The sequence below is a fragment of the Lysinibacillus sp. S1 genome (assembly GCF_044986265.1).
Classification (GTDB): domain Bacteria; phylum Bacillota; class Bacilli; order Bacillales_A; family Planococcaceae; genus Lysinibacillus; species Lysinibacillus capsici.
This window is the reverse complement of the sequence record NZ_CP173154.1, coordinates 3,436,367-3,452,503: the sequence shown is the minus strand read 5'-3', so window position 1 is coordinate 3,452,503 and position 16,137 is coordinate 3,436,367. Positions and strand designations below refer to the sequence as shown.

At 37.9% G+C, this 16,137-nt stretch carries 16 protein-coding genes; 7 read left to right on the top strand and 9 right to left on the bottom strand.

The window, feature by feature from the left end; translation table 11 throughout:
- Window positions 1-163: 163 nt before the first annotated feature.
- From ACHZEU_RS17140 to mutY, 3 genes are all read right to left on the bottom strand, one after another.
- A complete protein-coding gene (locus tag ACHZEU_RS17140) occupies window positions 164-715 on the bottom strand; it encodes a DUF402 domain-containing protein (RefSeq protein WP_004230486.1) in 552 nt (183 codons plus the stop codon).
- A 318-nt stretch (window positions 716-1,033) separates the two neighbouring features.
- Entirely contained in the window at window positions 1,034-1,213 is a 180-nt protein-coding gene (locus tag ACHZEU_RS17135) for a gamma-type small acid-soluble spore protein (protein WP_004230485.1), read from the bottom strand.
- Between the two features lie 77 nt (window positions 1,214-1,290).
- Complete coding sequence (gene mutY, locus ACHZEU_RS17130) at window positions 1,291-2,340, bottom strand: A/G-specific adenine glycosylase (RefSeq protein ID WP_048394777.1); 1,050 nt, start codon at window positions 2,338-2,340, stop codon at window positions 1,291-1,293.
- 197 nt (window positions 2,341-2,537) lie between these two features.
- Between mutY and ACHZEU_RS17125 the strand changes: the two genes are divergently transcribed.
- Entirely contained in the window at window positions 2,538-3,524 is a 987-nt protein-coding gene (locus ACHZEU_RS17125; RefSeq protein ID WP_054549020.1) for a metal-dependent hydrolase, read from the top strand.
- 36 nt (window positions 3,525-3,560) lie between these two features.
- Here ACHZEU_RS17125 and ACHZEU_RS17120 read toward each other — a convergent pair whose 3' ends face one another.
- From ACHZEU_RS17120 to recX, 3 genes are read right to left on the bottom strand one after another with little or no spacing between them, the layout of a single operon-like run.
- On the bottom strand, window positions 3,561-3,830 hold the full coding sequence (locus ACHZEU_RS17120) for a YfhJ family protein (protein WP_048394780.1): 270 nt from the start codon (window positions 3,828-3,830) through the stop codon (window positions 3,561-3,563).
- Window positions 3,831-4,160 carry a YfhH family protein gene (locus tag ACHZEU_RS17115; RefSeq protein WP_036076977.1) on the bottom strand — a complete coding sequence of 110 codons (330 nt, stop codon included), beginning with the start codon at window positions 4,158-4,160 and terminating at the stop codon, window positions 3,831-3,833.
- Window positions 4,157-4,960, bottom strand: a complete 804-nt coding sequence (recX, locus tag ACHZEU_RS17110) for a recombination regulator RecX (RefSeq protein ID WP_036219262.1) — start codon at window positions 4,958-4,960, stop codon at window positions 4,157-4,159. Before recX ends, ACHZEU_RS17115 begins: the two co-directional genes overlap by 4 nt.
- 162 nt (window positions 4,961-5,122) lie before the next feature.
- Between recX and ACHZEU_RS17105 the strand changes: the two genes are divergently transcribed.
- The 3 genes from ACHZEU_RS17105 (at window position 5,123) to rlmD (ending at window position 8,340) form a co-directional block, all read left to right on the top strand.
- Complete coding sequence (locus ACHZEU_RS17105) at window positions 5,123-6,031, top strand: TIGR01777 family oxidoreductase (protein ID WP_103118836.1); 909 nt, start codon at window positions 5,123-5,125, stop codon at window positions 6,029-6,031.
- 67 nt (window positions 6,032-6,098) lie between these two features.
- Complete coding sequence (locus ACHZEU_RS17100) at window positions 6,099-6,923, top strand: polysaccharide deacetylase family protein (RefSeq protein WP_009371550.1); 825 nt, start codon at window positions 6,099-6,101, stop codon at window positions 6,921-6,923.
- A gap of 37 nt (window positions 6,924-6,960) precedes the next feature.
- Window positions 6,961-8,340 carry a 23S rRNA (uracil(1939)-C(5))-methyltransferase RlmD gene (gene rlmD, locus ACHZEU_RS17095; RefSeq protein WP_279496211.1) on the top strand — a complete coding sequence of 460 codons (1,380 nt, stop codon included), beginning with the start codon at window positions 6,961-6,963 and terminating at the stop codon, window positions 8,338-8,340.
- Between the two features lie 325 nt (window positions 8,341-8,665).
- Here rlmD and ACHZEU_RS17090 read toward each other — a convergent pair whose 3' ends face one another.
- Together ACHZEU_RS17090 and ACHZEU_RS17085 are read right to left on the bottom strand one after the other, a co-directional pair.
- The gene (locus tag ACHZEU_RS17090; protein WP_048394785.1) at window positions 8,666-9,301 is read right to left on the bottom strand and encodes a hypothetical protein; all 636 of its coding nucleotides are present in this window, start codon (window positions 9,299-9,301) and stop codon (window positions 8,666-8,668) included.
- 238 nt (window positions 9,302-9,539) lie between these two features.
- On the bottom strand, window positions 9,540-10,724 hold the full coding sequence (locus ACHZEU_RS17085; protein WP_279496212.1) for an MFS transporter: 1,185 nt from the start codon (window positions 10,722-10,724) through the stop codon (window positions 9,540-9,542).
- A 371-nt stretch (window positions 10,725-11,095) separates the two neighbouring features.
- Here ACHZEU_RS17085 and ACHZEU_RS17080 point away from each other — a divergent pair, with 371 nt between their 5' ends.
- Window positions 11,096-11,281: an SE1561 family protein gene (locus ACHZEU_RS17080; protein WP_016995373.1), complete on the top strand. Its 186-nt coding sequence runs from the start codon at window positions 11,096-11,098 to the stop codon at window positions 11,279-11,281.
- Window positions 11,282-11,321: 40 nt separating this feature from the next.
- Here ACHZEU_RS17080 and ACHZEU_RS17075 read toward each other — a convergent pair whose 3' ends face one another.
- Window positions 11,322-12,122: a YwqG family protein gene (locus ACHZEU_RS17075; protein ID WP_054549016.1), complete on the bottom strand. Its 801-nt coding sequence runs from the start codon at window positions 12,120-12,122 to the stop codon at window positions 11,322-11,324.
- Between the two features lie 188 nt (window positions 12,123-12,310).
- On the opposite strand from ACHZEU_RS17075, the gene ACHZEU_RS17070 reads away from it, so the two are divergent.
- Both ACHZEU_RS17070 and ACHZEU_RS17065 read left to right on the top strand, forming a co-directional pair.
- Window positions 12,311-13,849 carry a fumarate hydratase gene (locus ACHZEU_RS17070; protein ID WP_048394791.1) on the top strand — a complete coding sequence of 513 codons (1,539 nt, stop codon included), beginning with the start codon at window positions 12,311-12,313 and terminating at the stop codon, window positions 13,847-13,849.
- Between the two features lie 272 nt (window positions 13,850-14,121).
- The gene (locus tag ACHZEU_RS17065) at window positions 14,122-16,026 is read left to right on the top strand and encodes a heavy metal translocating P-type ATPase (protein ID WP_259951029.1); all 1,905 of its coding nucleotides are present in this window, start codon (window positions 14,122-14,124) and stop codon (window positions 16,024-16,026) included.
- Window positions 16,027-16,137: the final 111 nt, after the last annotated feature.

Below are 16,137 nucleotides of genomic sequence, written 5' to 3'. Positions count from 1 at the left end.
TACAAAAAGAAACAGACATTCGAAGATGAATGCCCTAAGTATTATAGCAATATTTTGATTAAAATACAGTTATGATGACTTTATAGCGAACTATTTTACCTTTACCTTAACAACACTCTGTCCCCTCCAATAAAAAAACACCTATTAGTTAAACTAATAGGTGTCATGATTGATCATCTGACTGCATATCAAGCTGGAACTTGTAACGATTTGTCCAGACATCGATGAAATCGGGTGCAAATGGTCCTCTTTTTTGTTGAATCCAGCTTATTAATTTATCGACATTGCGCTTTAAAATCTTATCTATGACATCAGGATAAGACATTTCCTTACGATGGAGCTCATATTCATCCTCGTCTAAAAGGGTATAAGACATGTCAGGAAAAACTTTAATATCTAAATCATAGTCGATATATTTAATGGCATTATTATCGAAAACAAATGGTGAGCTTAGATTGCAATAATAATACACACCGTCTTCACGTAGCATACAGATGATGTTAAACCAGTGTTCCGCATGGAAGTAGCAAATAGAGGGCTCTCTCGTTAGCCATGTACGACCATCGGATTCTGTCACAAGTGTCCGTTCATTCGCACCGATTACGATATTTTTCGTTCCTTTTAAAACCATCGTTTCTTGCCAAACACGGTGGATACGGCCATTGTGCTTATAACTATGTATTTGTATCGTTTCTCCTTCTACCGGTAATGCCATTTTGTTAGCCCACCTTTTCGTCTATGCTACCTAAATCTAGCAGTCTCTAGTATATTATAGCAATGTGTACGCGAAAGGTGTAGTTAGAAAACCACAAATTTCACTACGCTATTTTGAATTTGTATAAAATTTAGTCAATTATAAGCGAATTTTATTATAATGTCAGCTTTGATGGGATTTTTTAGTTAATGCCATAGAGAATTTCCTTTTAAGCTGACGATTTACTTACCTAAACAATTTGAAAGGGGCTGTCTTTTTCATCTTTTCGGATTTAAGACAGCCCCTTAGAGGTAAATGCAATTATGCAGTTACAAAGTGTTACTCACCTAAATCTTGGTTAGTTTTTGAGAAACGGCCAGAAGCTGGAGCTTTCTTTTGCTCTGCTTTCGCATTTTGCTTTTGCACTTCGTTTACGTCCGTTTCATAACCAAACTCTTCACTTTGACGTTGCATGTTTTTATTCGGTTGGAAATTTTGGTTGTTTTGTTTTTTCATCATTCATTCACCTCCACGCTAGTTATTGTGTACGGAGGTGATGACTTTTATGCTCATGTATCAATGATTTTAAGAAGGTTTTATTTTCCTGCCGTTTGCTTTTTTACTTCATCCCAAATTTTTAGCATAGGCACAGGCATCGGTAAAAGTTCTATTTGCTCACGATTTAGCCAATCACCTAGCTCAGTCGATTCGCATTTTATATAATAGCTATTTAAATGCCAAGTTAAATGTGAAAAAACATGTTTAAATGTAAGTAATTCATGTTTGGCTTGGACAATTACTTTATATTCCATTGTAAAGTTTTCTACCGAAGATTGGCTTGTATCAATCATTGGAAATTGCCATAGATTAGCTAGCAGGCCTTGCTCAGGACGTTGTTGCATTAAAAATTGTCCTTTGTCATTTTCATATACGAGAACATCATATGTGAGATGCTTCATTTTTATCTTTTTTGATTTGACAGGTAATTTTTCTGGTTCTCCCTCATTAAAAGCTGTGCAATACTCTCTGACTGGGCATAATAAACATTTTGGAGAGGTAGGTGTACAAATAAGTGCACCTAGCTCCATTAAGCCCTGGTTAAACGATGAAGCATGATCAGGATCAATTAGTTCCTCAACCGCACTTTCGAAAATTTTCTTCGTTTTGGGAATAGCTATATCTTCATGTATATCAAGCACTCTACTTAGAACCCGCATAACATTACCGTCAACTGCATGTTCAGGCTTATTATAGGCAATACTTAAAATAGCACCTGCAGTATAGGGACCAACACCTTTTAATTTAGATATTTCATGGCGATTGTCAGGTACTATACCACCGTAATTTTCTATAACCTCACGAGCACCTGCTTGTAAATTGCGAGCACGAGAATAATAGCCAAGACCTTCCCAATGCTTTAATAAGTATTCTTGGGGTGCTTCTGCAAGCAAATCTAATGTTGGAAAACTTTCCATAAAGCGATTGTAATAAGGAATAACTGTGTCGACACGTGTCTGTTGTAGCATCACTTCAGATACCCAAATTTTATAAGGATCTGTTGTGTGTCTCCACGGTAAATCACGCTTCTCTGTGTTAAACCAGTCAACTAATGATTGTCGAAATTCTGTTACATATGGGTAATTCACAGTGACCTCCGTTGTTTTTACGATTTAATTTATGATGAAAAGGGTATACAATGAAGAAAAGAATATTCGTGGAAGATCGACAATAATCGTCGCTTTCGCACGAGTGTCAGAATATTTCAATATACCTTTTATTATGTTCGAAATAAAGTTGTATGCACATTGTACTCGATTTTAATGCATACTAGGAGTGGATATTTTTGGATTCAGGTACACATTTCGTTATGGGTATTGCCCTTGGCGGTCTTGCATTAGCTGACCCTGTAGTAGCCAATCATTCAATGACTTTTACAGCAGTAATGGCAGGTACAATTATTGGCTCACAAGCTCCAGATGTCGACACTGTGTTAAAACTACGTAATAACGCCATCTATATCAGACATCATCGAGGAATTACACACTCACTACCAGCTGTAGCTATATGGCCTATTTTAATTACAATTGTTTTATCACTGATTTTGCAAGATGTGAATGTGTTACATTTATGGCTTTGGACATTTTTAGCTGTTGCACTTCATGTTTTTGTCGATATTTTTAACGCGTATGGTACACAAGCAATTCGACCTTTCTCTCGAAAATGGGTTGCGTTAGGTGTCATTAATACCTTCGATCCCATCATTTTTACCTTACATTGTGTAGGTATTGTGTTATGGGCATTTGGCACAAATCCAGTATGGACATTCAGTATCATGTACGTGGTTATCGTGATTTACTATATTTTACGATTTGCTGTGCAAAAAGCAGTAAAAAACGCGGTGCATCATACTATTCAAGATGAAGAATATGTCATTGTAGCACCTACTATGCGCTTCTTCCACTGGCGAATCGCAGCAAAGTCCAAAACTCATTATTATGTTGGCCGTGCTTATGGAAGGACTGTTAATATTTACGATAAATTCGAAATTAAGCCTTTGCCTAAAACTGCGCTTGTAGATGCTGCAATGAAAGATCCTAACTTAGCTGCATTTGTGTCTTTCTCTCCTATGTATCGATGGGAGATTTCCGAGCTTGAAAACGGCCTAATAGAAGTAAGGTTAATCGACTTGCGTTACCGTAGTGACAATCGCTATCCTTTCGTTGCCGTAGCACATTTAAATGATGCGAATGACATTATTACGTCTTACACAGGCTGGATCTTTACAGAAGATAAGCTACAGAAAAAACTACAAATTGGTGCGAGTAATTAAGCAGTAAACCCTGACCAATATTGGTCAGGGTTTTTATTATTGTACCATATCATCACTAGCATCTAGTAAATGTATATACTTCGGATTGCGCCCTGCAAAAGCATGTAGTTTATCACCATAGCTAGCAATTAATTGACGAACAAGATTTTCTGTATACTCTGCCCCACGATAATCATACCCTGCTTTCGCGGCAGTTGATTCAAAGTCACTCCATAACAACTCCACCCAAACCTGTGCCCGTCCAACAGACATCTGAGGATTCTTTGCAAGTAACTCTTGTGTTAGTTTCTCAATTTTTTCATCCATTTATTTGCCCACCTTTACTGGTGAAAGGATAGATACTGGTAGTGCCTCTTGGTACTTGTCTCCGCCTAAACGATGACCCCAAGCAAAGCGTCCCTTCAAATAATCTACTTGGAAAAACTCATTATCTGAACCATCAATACGATACATTTCTCCTGGAACGATTGTATCAAGATCCACTAAATAAGCCGCAGCCATTAAAGCTTTGCGTTCATAAACAGCAAACTCATTGATGATCCCTAGCTGTTCTGCCTTTCGAGCTTTCTCTTTTAGAAAAGCAATTTCCTCTCGCAATTCATGTTCAGACATAGCTGCATAATTTTTTTCACTCATTCTTCATTCTCCTTCTCTTCTATAAAACGATCTATTACTTCTATAGGAAAACCCTTTTGATAGAGCGCCTGTTTAACCTTCATTTTTAGCTCATAACCAGTATACTTCGATACGTACTTTTTCCAAACTTTTTCGCCTTGAGCATCAAGTAGCTGCTGCCAGTTGTCATCATCCTGCCCTATCTCAACTTGGCTAAGCACCTCTTCTACAATCGAGAAAGCATACCCTTTTCTTAATAAGTAATCCTGAATTTTGGTCTTAATCTGTGTTGGGGTCTTCTTGCTCTCCGCTCGAACAATTTTCTCTGCCAGTTGCTTCGCCAGTTTTACTTGTTCCTCAAAACTATATGTAGCAAGCACCTCATCCTGCAAGTTTTTCTCAATGCCTTTTTTGATCATGTCTTGTCTAATGGCTCTTGGTCCTTTTTTCATAGTAGCTTTCTTTGTATCAAGCAGAGCCTTTGAATAGTTTTCATCATTAATAAAGCCATAGGATTTTAACTTTTGGATTGCCTCTAACACTACAGCTTCTCCAAATTCTAAGTTGAGCAGTTTTTTCTTAACCTCATGCTCACTTCGCATTTGATATGAAAGGAAGTTTAACCCCTTATTAAATGCCTTACGTATCTCATCTTCATAGGCAATCTCTTGAATTTCGAATTCATCGAGCACCTTTCCCTTTGTTAAACCAAATTGAATGAGAATGGCTTCATCAACCGGAAAAGCATACTCTTCATTTAAATAGATATTATAGCGTTCAGGATTGTTTTTTTGACGTGCAATTTTTGTAATCATACGCATAGCAAACACCTCACTATTATCATTATAGCATTTCTTTATGGTGGATCTGACAATTAGCACGGTTAATTTCCCTCTCTGCAATTAATGCCTAAAGATGTTTACTTTTTGGTTACATGATAAACTTAAAAGTAAGCGTTTTATTCGAGAAAAGAGGTGCTTGTTATGAAAATAGTGATTGCAGGTGGCACTGGCTTTGTTGGAAATGCTCTTATACAGCTATTGCAGCACAACGGACACGACATTTTTGTCTTAACGCGTCATGAGTCAAAGCTAGAAAATGGCGTTCACTATGTTCAATGGCTACATCAGCAGGAGCAAGCTTTGGAAATCTTTGAAGGTGTAGATGCCTTTGTGAATTTAGCAGGTGTTTCATTAAATAATGGTCGTTGGACAAAAAAGCAAAAGAAAGCTATCTATTGGAGCAGAATGAATGCCACATTAGAGATTATACGTATAATGGACATGCTCACGATAAAACCAAAAGTCCTTGTCAATGCTAGTGCAGTTGGTATATACCCAACTTCCACACAAGCCATCTATGATGAAGATTTTACGGATTACGCAACTGATTTTTTAGGCACTACAGTCCACGATTGGGAGCGACATGCGAAACGAGCAGAAGCATTAGGTATTCGTGTGGCTCTTGCACGCTTTGGTGTCATTTTAGGTAGAAATAGTGGCGCACTTCCACCAATGCTATTGCCCTATCAAATGCATATAGGTGGAACGATTGGCTCTGGAGAGCAATGGCTTTCGTGGGTACATATTGAAGATGTAGCACGTGCTATTTATTTCGCTATTACAAATGAAAATATTCATGGACCATTTAATATAACAGCCCCGCATCCTATGAGAATGAAGGAATTTGGTCAAACGATTGCCGAAGTCATGGGCAGACGTCATTGGCTGCCTGTTCCTAGCTTTGCGATGCGTTTAGCTCTCGGCGAACAAAGCACACTTGTTTTAGAAGGACAACAAGTGCTACCAACCCTATTAGAACAACAACATTTTATATTTAAATACCCTTATTTAAAGCAAGCACTTGAAAATTTGTTAAAGGCTCAAAATTAGAAAAAATTAAGTTGGATAATTTTTTTAGTAATTACGCATTCTAATGAAAAAGAAAGGATGCGTTTTTATGTGGAAACAACATATTGTTGGTGCGGTAATTGCTACTTTTATTATTGCCGCAGGAATTAGCTTTAATCCATTTTTTGCTGCTGGTTCTGATGAACACCATTGGGGCTTTAAACGTGCTAAAAACGGTGAGCAGGCAGAGGCAGGAGCACAGCTCGATCAGTTACTTGACAAATATGGTGCGATTTATAAAGGGAAGGCAGATAAAAAAATTGCCTATTTAACATTTGATAATGGCTATGAAAACGGCTTTACTGAAAGTATTTTGGATACATTGAAAAAAGAAAATGTACCTGCTACTTTCTTTTTAACAGGCCATTACTTAGACAGTGCAAGCGACTTAGTGAAACGCATGGTGAAGGATGGTCATACTATCGGGAATCACTCATATGGTCACCCAAATATGGCTCGACTTTCACCAGATGGCATGCGTGCAGAATGGCAAAAGTTCGATGGCAAGTTACGTGAATTGACAGGCATCGATCGTACAACATATGCTCGTCCACCTGAAGGAATTTTTAATGCAAAAGTGCTAGAGGTGGGTAATGCAGAAGGTTATCGTCATATTTTCTGGTCTGTGGCCTTTAAGGATTGGATGAAGGATGAGCGTCGTGGTGCAGATTATGCTTATAATGCACTTATGGAACAACTGCATCCTGGTGCCGTTATTTTAATGCATACCGTAGCACAGGATAATGCCGAAGCATTACCAATGTTTATTGCAGAAGCTAAAAAGCAAGGTTATACGTTCTTATCGCTTGACGATTTAGTATTAGAATATGAAGATTTCCCTGTTGCTTTGCAATCGCCTGCTCCTTCGCTATAATGGGGAGATGACAATATAGAGCAGGGACGTGGAACGTTTGACGCAGCAAACAACAATGACCGTGGGACAAAAATTCCCACTAACAATAAAAAGGCTAGGCATAAATGGTGAAGGTGTAGGTTTTTATAAACGTAATGTGATATTTGTAAAAGGAGCCATTCCTGGTGAAGAGATCACAGCTCAAGTAACAAAAACACAACGTAATTTTGCTGAAGCAGAGATTTTAGCCATTCGTAAAGCTTCAAAACATCGTCAGGAAGCACCTTGCCCAGTGTACAATGAGTGCGGGGGCTGCCAGCTTCAGCATATGACCTATGAAAAACAGCTAATAGAAAAGCGAGACATTGTTATACAAGCATTAGAGCGTTATGCCAAACCTTTACTCGAAACAATTGAAGTGAGAAAAACACTTGGCATGGATGATCCTTGGCATTATCGTAATAAAAGCCAATTCCAAGTACGTAAAGAAGGCAAGCGTGTTTACGCAGGTTTATTTGCTGAAGGAAGTAATAAGCTGTTAAACATTAATGATTGCCTTGTTCAGCACCCAATTACTTCCAAAATCACCGTTGCCACTCGAAAAATTTTGCAAAAGCTAAATATCACTATTTACGATGGTCGTACGCTAGATGGTTTAGTGCGTACGATTGTTGTACGTACAGGTATTCGTACCGGGGAGACACAAGTCGTTCTTGTCACAACAAGGAAAGAAATCCCTCATTTAGCTGAATTGATTACACGTATTAAAAAAATTGATCCGAGTATTGTATCCATTGCACAAAATATTAACCGTGAAAAAACATCATTAATCTTCGGTGATGAAACTGTTGTACTTGATGGCAAAGAAACCATTCATGAAGAGCTTGGCGAATTGGCCTTTGATTTATCTGCCCGCGCCTTCTTCCAACTAAATCCAAAGCAAACAGTTCATCTTTATAATGAAATTAAAAAGGCTGCTGCTTTAACGGGAAAAGAAACGGTGGTTGATGCATACTGTGGCGTTGGCACAATTGGATTATGGTTAGCGGATAAAGCGAAGGAAGTTCGTGGAATGGATGTCATTCCTGAAAGCATTCAGGATGCTCGTAAAAATGCTCGAAATCACGGCTTCAAGCATACGAAATATGCGGTCGGTACAGCGGAAAGTGTCCTAGCGAAATGGCGCAAGGAAGGATTTACTCCTGATGTGATTACGGTAGATCCACCACGTACAGGACTAGCACCTGAATTTATTCGAACAGTCCTTAAACTAAAACCTAAACGTTTTGTTTATACCTCCTGTAACCCATCCACTTTGGCAAAGGACTTACAACAATTATCTAAGCTTTATCTTGTTGAGTATATTCAGCCTGTCGATATGTTCGCACAAACGGCGCAGGTGGAATGCGTTGCAAAACTTGTTTTAAAAAACAAATAGTATGAAAAGGACGTTTCCCTAGGAGACGTCCTTTTTCTAATGCACAGCACAAGCTGCCTGGTGGATGATGGATGGTCCAGAAAAGTCGATACCTTAACCAATAACCCAGGATTTAAATGATTATTAAATGTTAAATTTTCAGCTTTTATTCAAAGAACTTTCAAACGTAAGATTTGTACTTTCACCTTTTACCTTTGAACTTTCAAATCAGTTTAGTTGAAAATTACCATTGGAGTAAGGCATGTTTTACGTTTTAACTCGCACACATGCCTTGAAGCGCGAGCGACTTTTCGTTTTCCATTTTCGCTAGGACATGCAAATCTTTTTAAACTTGTACTTCAATAAAGGTTGTGGCATTCGACTCTGATAAGACAGCGTCCACCTCTGATTCAAATTCTTCAATCCGATTGCTCAATTTCTCAATTTGTTGTTTAACATTTAGGGGATCAATGATTTCAAACTCATTTCTTTTCATAAATGTTTCGGTATGTAATTTGACTTCCTCTGGTGATTGTTTATCTTTATTGCCCAATATGTTAATTAAATAGGTTTCCAGCTTTGCAGGTAATGCATCATTTTCTTTGGCAATCGTATTGATAGCTGAACGATGCTGATGCTGTATAACTTCTAGCAAATTCTTTTCGTATTGAATGGATTGTTTCCGTTCAATTGCCTCCGCTACAGTCATTTCCTCTTTGCCCACCAACACCTTTGTGTTTGCATTGGACTGCACAACTAGTGCTTTTATTTTATTTCGATAGGAAATTAAACCTAGCACTTTATCATAGGATGCTTGCATTTGTTTTTCATATTCAGGAATGTCTACACCATTAATTTTACGATTGCTTTTTCGATTAGCTACGACTGCACTAACCTCATTTGTTGCTGCTTCAATTCGCAGAGTCAGCATTTTTAATTCTGTTAAAGCACGGTGGATAGATAGTTTTTTCATTTCTGTCATGATAAAAACCTCCTTTTTAAGCAAGTGTTCTTTTATTATAAATAGAAAGATGGATAATGTCCAAAAATACCCATTTTCTTTTTTATTGCTTTCATTAGAACATGTCTGTATAATAATTTTCTAGGTGCCAAACCTATGTAACTTGGACGGAACATCCTTGTTACGCAAAAAACGCCATAACAGCACGGATTTGCTGGGCGTTTTTTGTTTTTTGAGCGGGAGATGAGCCCCGCTCTTTTTATTTTGCCATCCTTGGTTGTTGATGCTTGCGGCGTCCAAATATAAATAAAACGATTGCAACGGCTAGCAAAAGCATAGCCACAAGTAAAAGGAAGCTATAATTTTTTACATATTCTAAATAAACTCCACCTAAAAATGGACCTGTTAAGCTACCAATACTTAAAGCAATTCCGCAAAGTAAATTCCCCGTAGGCAGTAGCTCCTTTGGTGTCAAATCAGCCATAAATGTAATCCCTAAAGAAAACATCGAGCCAACCAGCGTACCCGTTAAGAAAAATGCGACAGCCACAGCGAATTGTGAATGCTCTAAAAAGCTTGCAATCGCAAAAATAATTGCGCCACCAAATGACCCAATCATCAAAATATTCCTTCTCCCTACTTTATCTCCTAGTGCACCAAGCGGTACTTGCGTTAAAATACCACCAAATGTAAACACAGATAAAATGATAGGAATCATGCCGACTTCAAAGCCCTTGCGTAGTGCATAGACAGGAAACAAGGCATTTAGTGAAGACTCCAGAAAACCATAAACAAATGGACCTAAAAAGGCAATCCACCCAAATACAATAGCCATTTTATACCGTTGCCATCCTCTGGCATTTAAATCACCTGTTAAACGCTCAGGCTTTTCATTTTGTAAGAGAAATACAAAGGACCATGCAAAGAGGCACATTATTGAAGATACGATAAACGGTAGCGCTTCAGCAATTTCAATGAGCTTCACCATAAGTGGCCCAACAGCAAAACCTATGCTAAATGATAAGCCATAAATGGCCATCCCCTTCCCTAAGCTTTTATGATCTGCAGTACTAGTAATCCATGTTTGTGTGGCATAATGCAAGGCATGATCACCTACGCCAATTAATAAACGAAGGACAAACCAAAAGGTCACACTTTTCCATAGAGGAAATACAAGTAAAGACGCAAAAACTAGTGCTCCACCAATTAAAATAATCGGTTTATAGCCCCACCTGCGTAAGGGCTGCTCGATAAATGGTGAAATCAGTAATGTTCCTATGTATAAGCCTGTTGCATTCAAGCCATTCAATGCAGAGGATACCCCATCACGTTCAAATATTATCGAAATAAGCGGTAATAGCATCCCTTGTGAAAAGCCTGATATGGATACAATTACTACTAAAATGGTAAATCTTTTTTTGCTGTAATCTGAGAAGTACGTCATTTTTCCCTCCACTATCTAGTCATTCTTCCAAAGAACAGCATACCAAAAAGCCTTAGCGCTCACCACATGTGATTTTACGCTAAGGCTTAACTAATACTTATCCTCATTTAATTGTATAAACACGATTTTCGGCTTTTGAATATTACCGATTACTTGTTTAAACTCCCTCCTTTTCGAGTTAGCGTTGCAGATGACTTTTTCCAATCAGCTCCTTTACTTTATCTTAAAACAACTTTAACATACATCCTCAATATTGTAAATATTCTGTTTATTGTTTTTTAAAATTAATCTCTTAGTCCTAGGTGTTTCCCTAAACATTGAAATTTAAGCTCAAATCGGCTACGATGAAAGGGATGAAATGAGGTGTACGAATGTCAAAGCCAATCACTGATAAAGAGCAACAAGTAACCTATTTAAAAGAGCGTCTGGAGATGTTTTTAGAAGTATTAGATGCCCTTGATCCTGAAACAGCTGAGTTAGAAGATATTGATCGCTTAATCCAAATGATGGATGATTTAGAGGACAAAATGGAGCAATTTCATGCTCGTGAACAATAATGAATAAAAAACAAGCGAGCATCGTGTGCTCGCTTGTTTTTTAATGGCAATCCCAATTATAAAGTACCTTGCTAAAATCTTTATTCATTAACTCTTCCTCTGTGATAAAGAAATTGCCAACGCCACAATCGCCCCAAAGAATATTGTCGCCGACACTATCAATCTGTAACAGCAAAATGATTGAATCTTTATAATCACCATATGCTCGAGGATCCTCTTGCGTAAAGAATGGATACCCTCCAATTTTATGACCATCACCAGTCATAGCATCATAGAAGCTGTCTTCTAATGCTTCGTCATCCTCCAAAGCTGTTAAGATGCTAGCATACTTTTCATTGCTTCTAAAATCATCAATCGACATCGGCTCAACGCCTGTAATAAAGGATAATGCCATTTCACGCTCGACAGGAAAATATAATTCCTCATCATCTATTTCTATAAAAGAAAAGTCTTGAATAAGCTGTGCTTCATCTTGCATAACTTGTTCATGAAATATTACACGAAAGCCTTCTTGATTTTGTCCATTATCAAAATCCATTCCTAAAACATCGTCATAACCATCAATATAAAACTGCAATATTCCCTCTTCTGGGAAATTGGGTAAATGCATAGGAACCTCTGCAAAGTTAATTTGAGCTAATAGCTTTAACGGTTGTCCCTTCATGTTTTTTGGATAGTCCATTCCCAATGGGAAATAAGGATCTCCTGCAAACTTACTTTGAAATAAAGTTGTTTTACTTATTTCCGTATTAACCAATACAACAGGCTTCATTGTCCCTTCTATTAATGGTCTATATTGCTCGAATGCTTCGGGTAATTCAAGTAAAGTTTTAGCAGTCATGCAAGTTCCTCCTAATATTGGATTTATTCTATTTTAGAACAAACGTTCTATAAAATCAATACTCTCCTTCTATATTATTAAAATATGTTTTAATTTAGCGGTCTCAGATAAGGACTCTTTTTTTCATTAGTTGAAAAGAGTATAATGTAACGTGGAAATAATCAATTTTTCTATGGGGGGCAATACCAATGAATCTACAAAATTTGGAGAAGAGTCTTTACGATTTAATTACTGAAACATCTACGAATTTACCTAAGGATGTACGTCGTGCTATTAAAAAAGCAAAAGAAGCTGAGAATGCTGGTACTCGTGCAGCAATGAGCTTAGACACAATTGCAAATAATATTATTATGGCAGAAGATAACGTGTCACCAATTTGTCAGGATACAGGGCTACCAACTTTCAAAATTTATACTCCTGTTGGCGTAAACCAATTAGAAATTAAAGCTGCAATCAAAAAAGCAATCAACGATACAACTGCAGATGCTAAATTACGTCCTAATGCGGTGGATTCATTATCTGGTGCAAACAGTGGTAATAATCTTGGTGATGGTTTGCCAGTAATGAAATTTGAGCAATGGGAAAAAGATTACATTACAATAAAGTTAATTCTCAAAGGTGGCGGCTGTGAAAATAAAAACATTCAATACAGTCTACCATGTGAACTAGAAGGTCTTGGTCGTGCAGGGCGTGACTTAGATGGTATTCGTAAATGTATTTTACACTCTGTATACCAAGCACAAGGTCAAGGGTGTTCTGCTGGTTTCATTGGTGTAGGTATTGGTGGAGACCGTTCTTCGGGCTATGATTTAGCAAAAGAGCAATTATTCCGCCATGTTGAAGATACAAATCCAAATGCAGATCTTGCTAAGTTAGAAGAGTATGTTGTTAAAACGGCTAACACATTTGGTATCGGTACAATGGGCTTTGGTGGTGAAGCAACATTATTAGGCTGTAAAATTGGCGTAATGCATCGTATACCTGCCTCTTTCTATGTATCAGTAGCATATAATTGTTGGGCTTACCGACGTATGGCTGTGGACATCGATCCTCAAACTGGCGAAATTTTGAATTGGCACTATCAAGAAGGTGAAAAAATTACCTTCAAAGAGAATGAAGTAGCTGCTACAACAGAAGATACAACTACAGATGTAGTAGAACTTACTGCGCCAATTACTGAAGAACAAATTCGTTCATTAAAAGTTGGAGATGTCGTTTCTATTACTGGTCGTATGTATACTGGCCGTGACGCAATCCACCATCATTTAATGAGCCACGATGCACCAGTTGATTTAAATGGACAAGTTATTTATCACTGCGGACCTGTAATGGCTAAGGATGAAGAAGGCAATTGGACAGTGAAAGCTGCTGGCCCAACTACTTCAATTCGTGAGGAGCCTTATCAAGGCGATATCATGAAAAAATTCGGTATCCGTGCTGTTATTGGTAAAGGTGGAATGGGACCAAAAACATTAAAAGCGCTTAATGAGCATGGTGGCGTTTACTTGAATGCAATTGGTGGAGCAGCACAATACTATGCGGACTGTATTAAAGGCGTTGATGGTGTTGATTTAATGGAATTCGGTATTCCTGAAGCTATGTGGCACTTAAATGTAGAAAAATTTACAGCAGTTGTAACAATGGATTCACATGGTAACTCACTACATGCAGATGTGGATAAATCATCATTAGAAAAACTTGCTCTGCATGCAGAAAGAGTCTTCTAATTAAATAATAGATAGCAGTAGTAACTCATTTTATTGCACAATTTTGTAGGGCACAGAATATTCCTAGTGAATAGACTGTGCCTTTTTCAATCCTTTCGCATATTGTTTAAAAATCTCCATCAAACTTCCTACTTTATTTTTATAAATTCCTTTGTTATAATAATTCTAAACAAAAGAGATGGTAATTGAAATCCATTTTCAATTGAATAGCTCAATACAACGCTAATTTATAAAGGTTTTGATATTGATTTTCATTATCAGGAGGGATAAAGATGGAATACTCTAATCGAGAAAAGATAAACATAATTGAGAAAATAAAAGAACATGCAGAATTAATTGCTGCATTAATGGCTGGAATTTTCATCTTACTAGCATGGCGTTTAGACACAAGTGGACAAACAACAGCTTCTGTTCTACTATATTTAATTGCCTTTTGTGTAGGTGGTTTCGCGAAAGCAAAAGAAGGCATTGAAGAAACCATAGAAGAGCGAAAGCTAAATGTTGAGCTCTTGATGGTATTAGCTGCAATTGGCTCAGCTGCAATTGGCTATTGGACAGAGGGGGCCATCCTAATATTTATTTTTGCAGTAAGTGGTGCACTTGAAACTTATGCGATGAATAAAAGTCATCGCGAAATTTCTGCACTTATGAATTTACAGCCAGAAGAAGCTTGGTTAGTGCGTGGCGGATTTGAGCCTATGAAAGTATCAGTTTCCACATTACAAATCGGGGATCATTTATTGATTAAACCGGGCGAACGAATTCCAGCAGACGGCATTATTTTTAAAGGCCAATCTTCTATTGATGAGTCAGCTATTAGCGGTGAGCCACTGCCAATCTCAAAAAGCGAAGGAGACGAAGTTTTTGCAGGCACAGTCAACTTAAATGGTGCTATTACTATGGAAATGACAAAGGCGAATTCAGAGACCCTTTTCCAAAAAATTATACAGCTCGTTCAAAGTGCCCAAAGTGAAAAATCTCCCTCTCAACAATTCATCGAAAAGTTTGAAGGGACTTATGTAAAATTTGTTTTACTTGGTGTTGCCATTATGATGGTTCTTCCCCACTTCTTACTCGGCTGGGACTGGACAACAACCTTTTACCGAGCAATGGTGTTATTAGTGGTTGCTTCACCTTGTGCACTCGTTGCCTCCATTATGCCTGCAACACTCGCTACTATATCAAATGGTGCAAAAAATGGTGTGCTATTTAAAGGTGGTTTACATTTAGAGCATCTTAGTGTGTTACGTGCATTGGCGGTCGATAAAACAGGTACTTTAACGCAAGGAAAACCAGTTGTTACAGATTTTATTGTCCGTGATGGAGTAGAACGTGAGACGGCTCTAGCAATTCTTGCAGGAATTGAATCTCAATCCAATCATCCCCTTGCCCAAGCGATTACCTCCTACGCTAAGGCTGAAGGAATCGACATACTGCCACAAGCAACAATTGAAGATATTCCTGGCTGGGGTATTAAAGGAACGATTCAAAACAAGGAGTATCAAGTAGGCAAACCAGAGTTTGTTGATGTACAACTTGCTAACAGTTTTGCAAATAGTGCTGTAACTAAACTTGCAGCAGAGGGAAAAACAGTTATTTTCATTCGCGATCAACATGGTATTGTTGCATTAACAGCATTAAAAGATACTGTGCGCTCTGAAGCTAAGAAAGCTGTTACATTATTAAAAGAGCTTGGTATTCAAGTGGTGATGCTTACAGGTGACAACGAAAAAACAGCGAAAGTTATCGCGAAAGAGGCTGGCGTTACTGAATACGTCGCAGAATGTCTGCCAGAAACGAAGGTAACTGAAATGAAACGCCTACTTACACAACATCAATTTGTTGGCATGGTCGGCGACGGTATTAATGATGCACCTGCATTGGCTACCGCAACTACTGGCATTGCTATGGGTGAAGGTACAGATGTGGCGCTTGAAACAGCGGATGTCGTGCTAATGAAAAATGACTTATCAAAAATCGCCTATGCTGTTCGTTTATCACGTAAAATGCAACGTATTGTGAAACAAAATATTTTCTTTTCTATCGGGGTTATTATCTTATTAATCGCCTCTAACTTTTTACAAGTTGTCGACTTGCCATTAGGCGTAATCGGGCATGAAGGTAGTACAATTCTAGTTATTCTAAATGGTTTACGTATGCTCAATAAAAATGTTTAACATCAAGTAAGCCTCAGCATAATTGAGTCCAGCTTGCTTGAAGCTACTCTTCCTGTGACATGCGCTGTGGCTTTCATTGAATAATTGATGCATTTAATCAGGTAAAATCAA

Bases quoted from the DNA above. Each gene is read 5' to 3' on its own strand.
- ACHZEU_RS17080 (WP_016995373.1), top strand. From the start codon at position 11,096: ATGTCAAAGCCAATCACTGATAAAGAGCAACAAGTAACCTATTTAAAA.
- recX (WP_036219262.1), bottom strand. From the start codon at position 4,960: ATGCGTATGATTACAAAAATTGCACGTCAAAAAAACAATCCTGAACGC.
- ACHZEU_RS17070 (WP_048394791.1), top strand. From the start codon at position 12,311: ATGAATCTACAAAATTTGGAGAAGAGTCTTTACGATTTAATTACTGAA.
- ACHZEU_RS17120 (WP_048394780.1), bottom strand. From the start codon at position 3,830: ATGGATGAAAAAATTGAGAAACTAACACAAGAGTTACTTGCAAAGAAT.
- ACHZEU_RS17090 (WP_048394785.1), bottom strand. From the start codon at position 9,301: ATGACAGAAATGAAAAAACTATCTATCCACCGTGCTTTAACAGAATTA.
- ACHZEU_RS17115 (WP_036076977.1), bottom strand. From the start codon at position 4,160: ATGAGTGAAAAAAATTATGCAGCTATGTCTGAACATGAATTGCGAGAG.
- ACHZEU_RS17135 (WP_004230485.1), bottom strand. From the start codon at position 1,213: ATGATGAAAAAACAAAACAACCAAAATTTCCAACCGAATAAAAACATG.
- ACHZEU_RS17140 (WP_004230486.1), bottom strand. From the start codon at position 715: ATGGCATTACCGGTAGAAGGAGAAACGATACAAATACATAGTTATAAG.
- ACHZEU_RS17065 (WP_259951029.1), top strand. From the start codon at position 14,122: ATGGAATACTCTAATCGAGAAAAGATAAACATAATTGAGAAAATAAAA.
- ACHZEU_RS17100 (WP_009371550.1), top strand. From the start codon at position 6,099: ATGTGGAAACAACATATTGTTGGTGCGGTAATTGCTACTTTTATTATT.
- ACHZEU_RS17105 (WP_103118836.1), top strand. From the start codon at position 5,123: ATGAAAATAGTGATTGCAGGTGGCACTGGCTTTGTTGGAAATGCTCTT.
- ACHZEU_RS17085 (WP_279496212.1), bottom strand. From the start codon at position 10,724: ATGACGTACTTCTCAGATTACAGCAAAAAAAGATTTACCATTTTAGTA.
- ACHZEU_RS17075 (WP_054549016.1), bottom strand. From the start codon at position 12,122: ATGACTGCTAAAACTTTACTTGAATTACCCGAAGCATTCGAGCAATAT.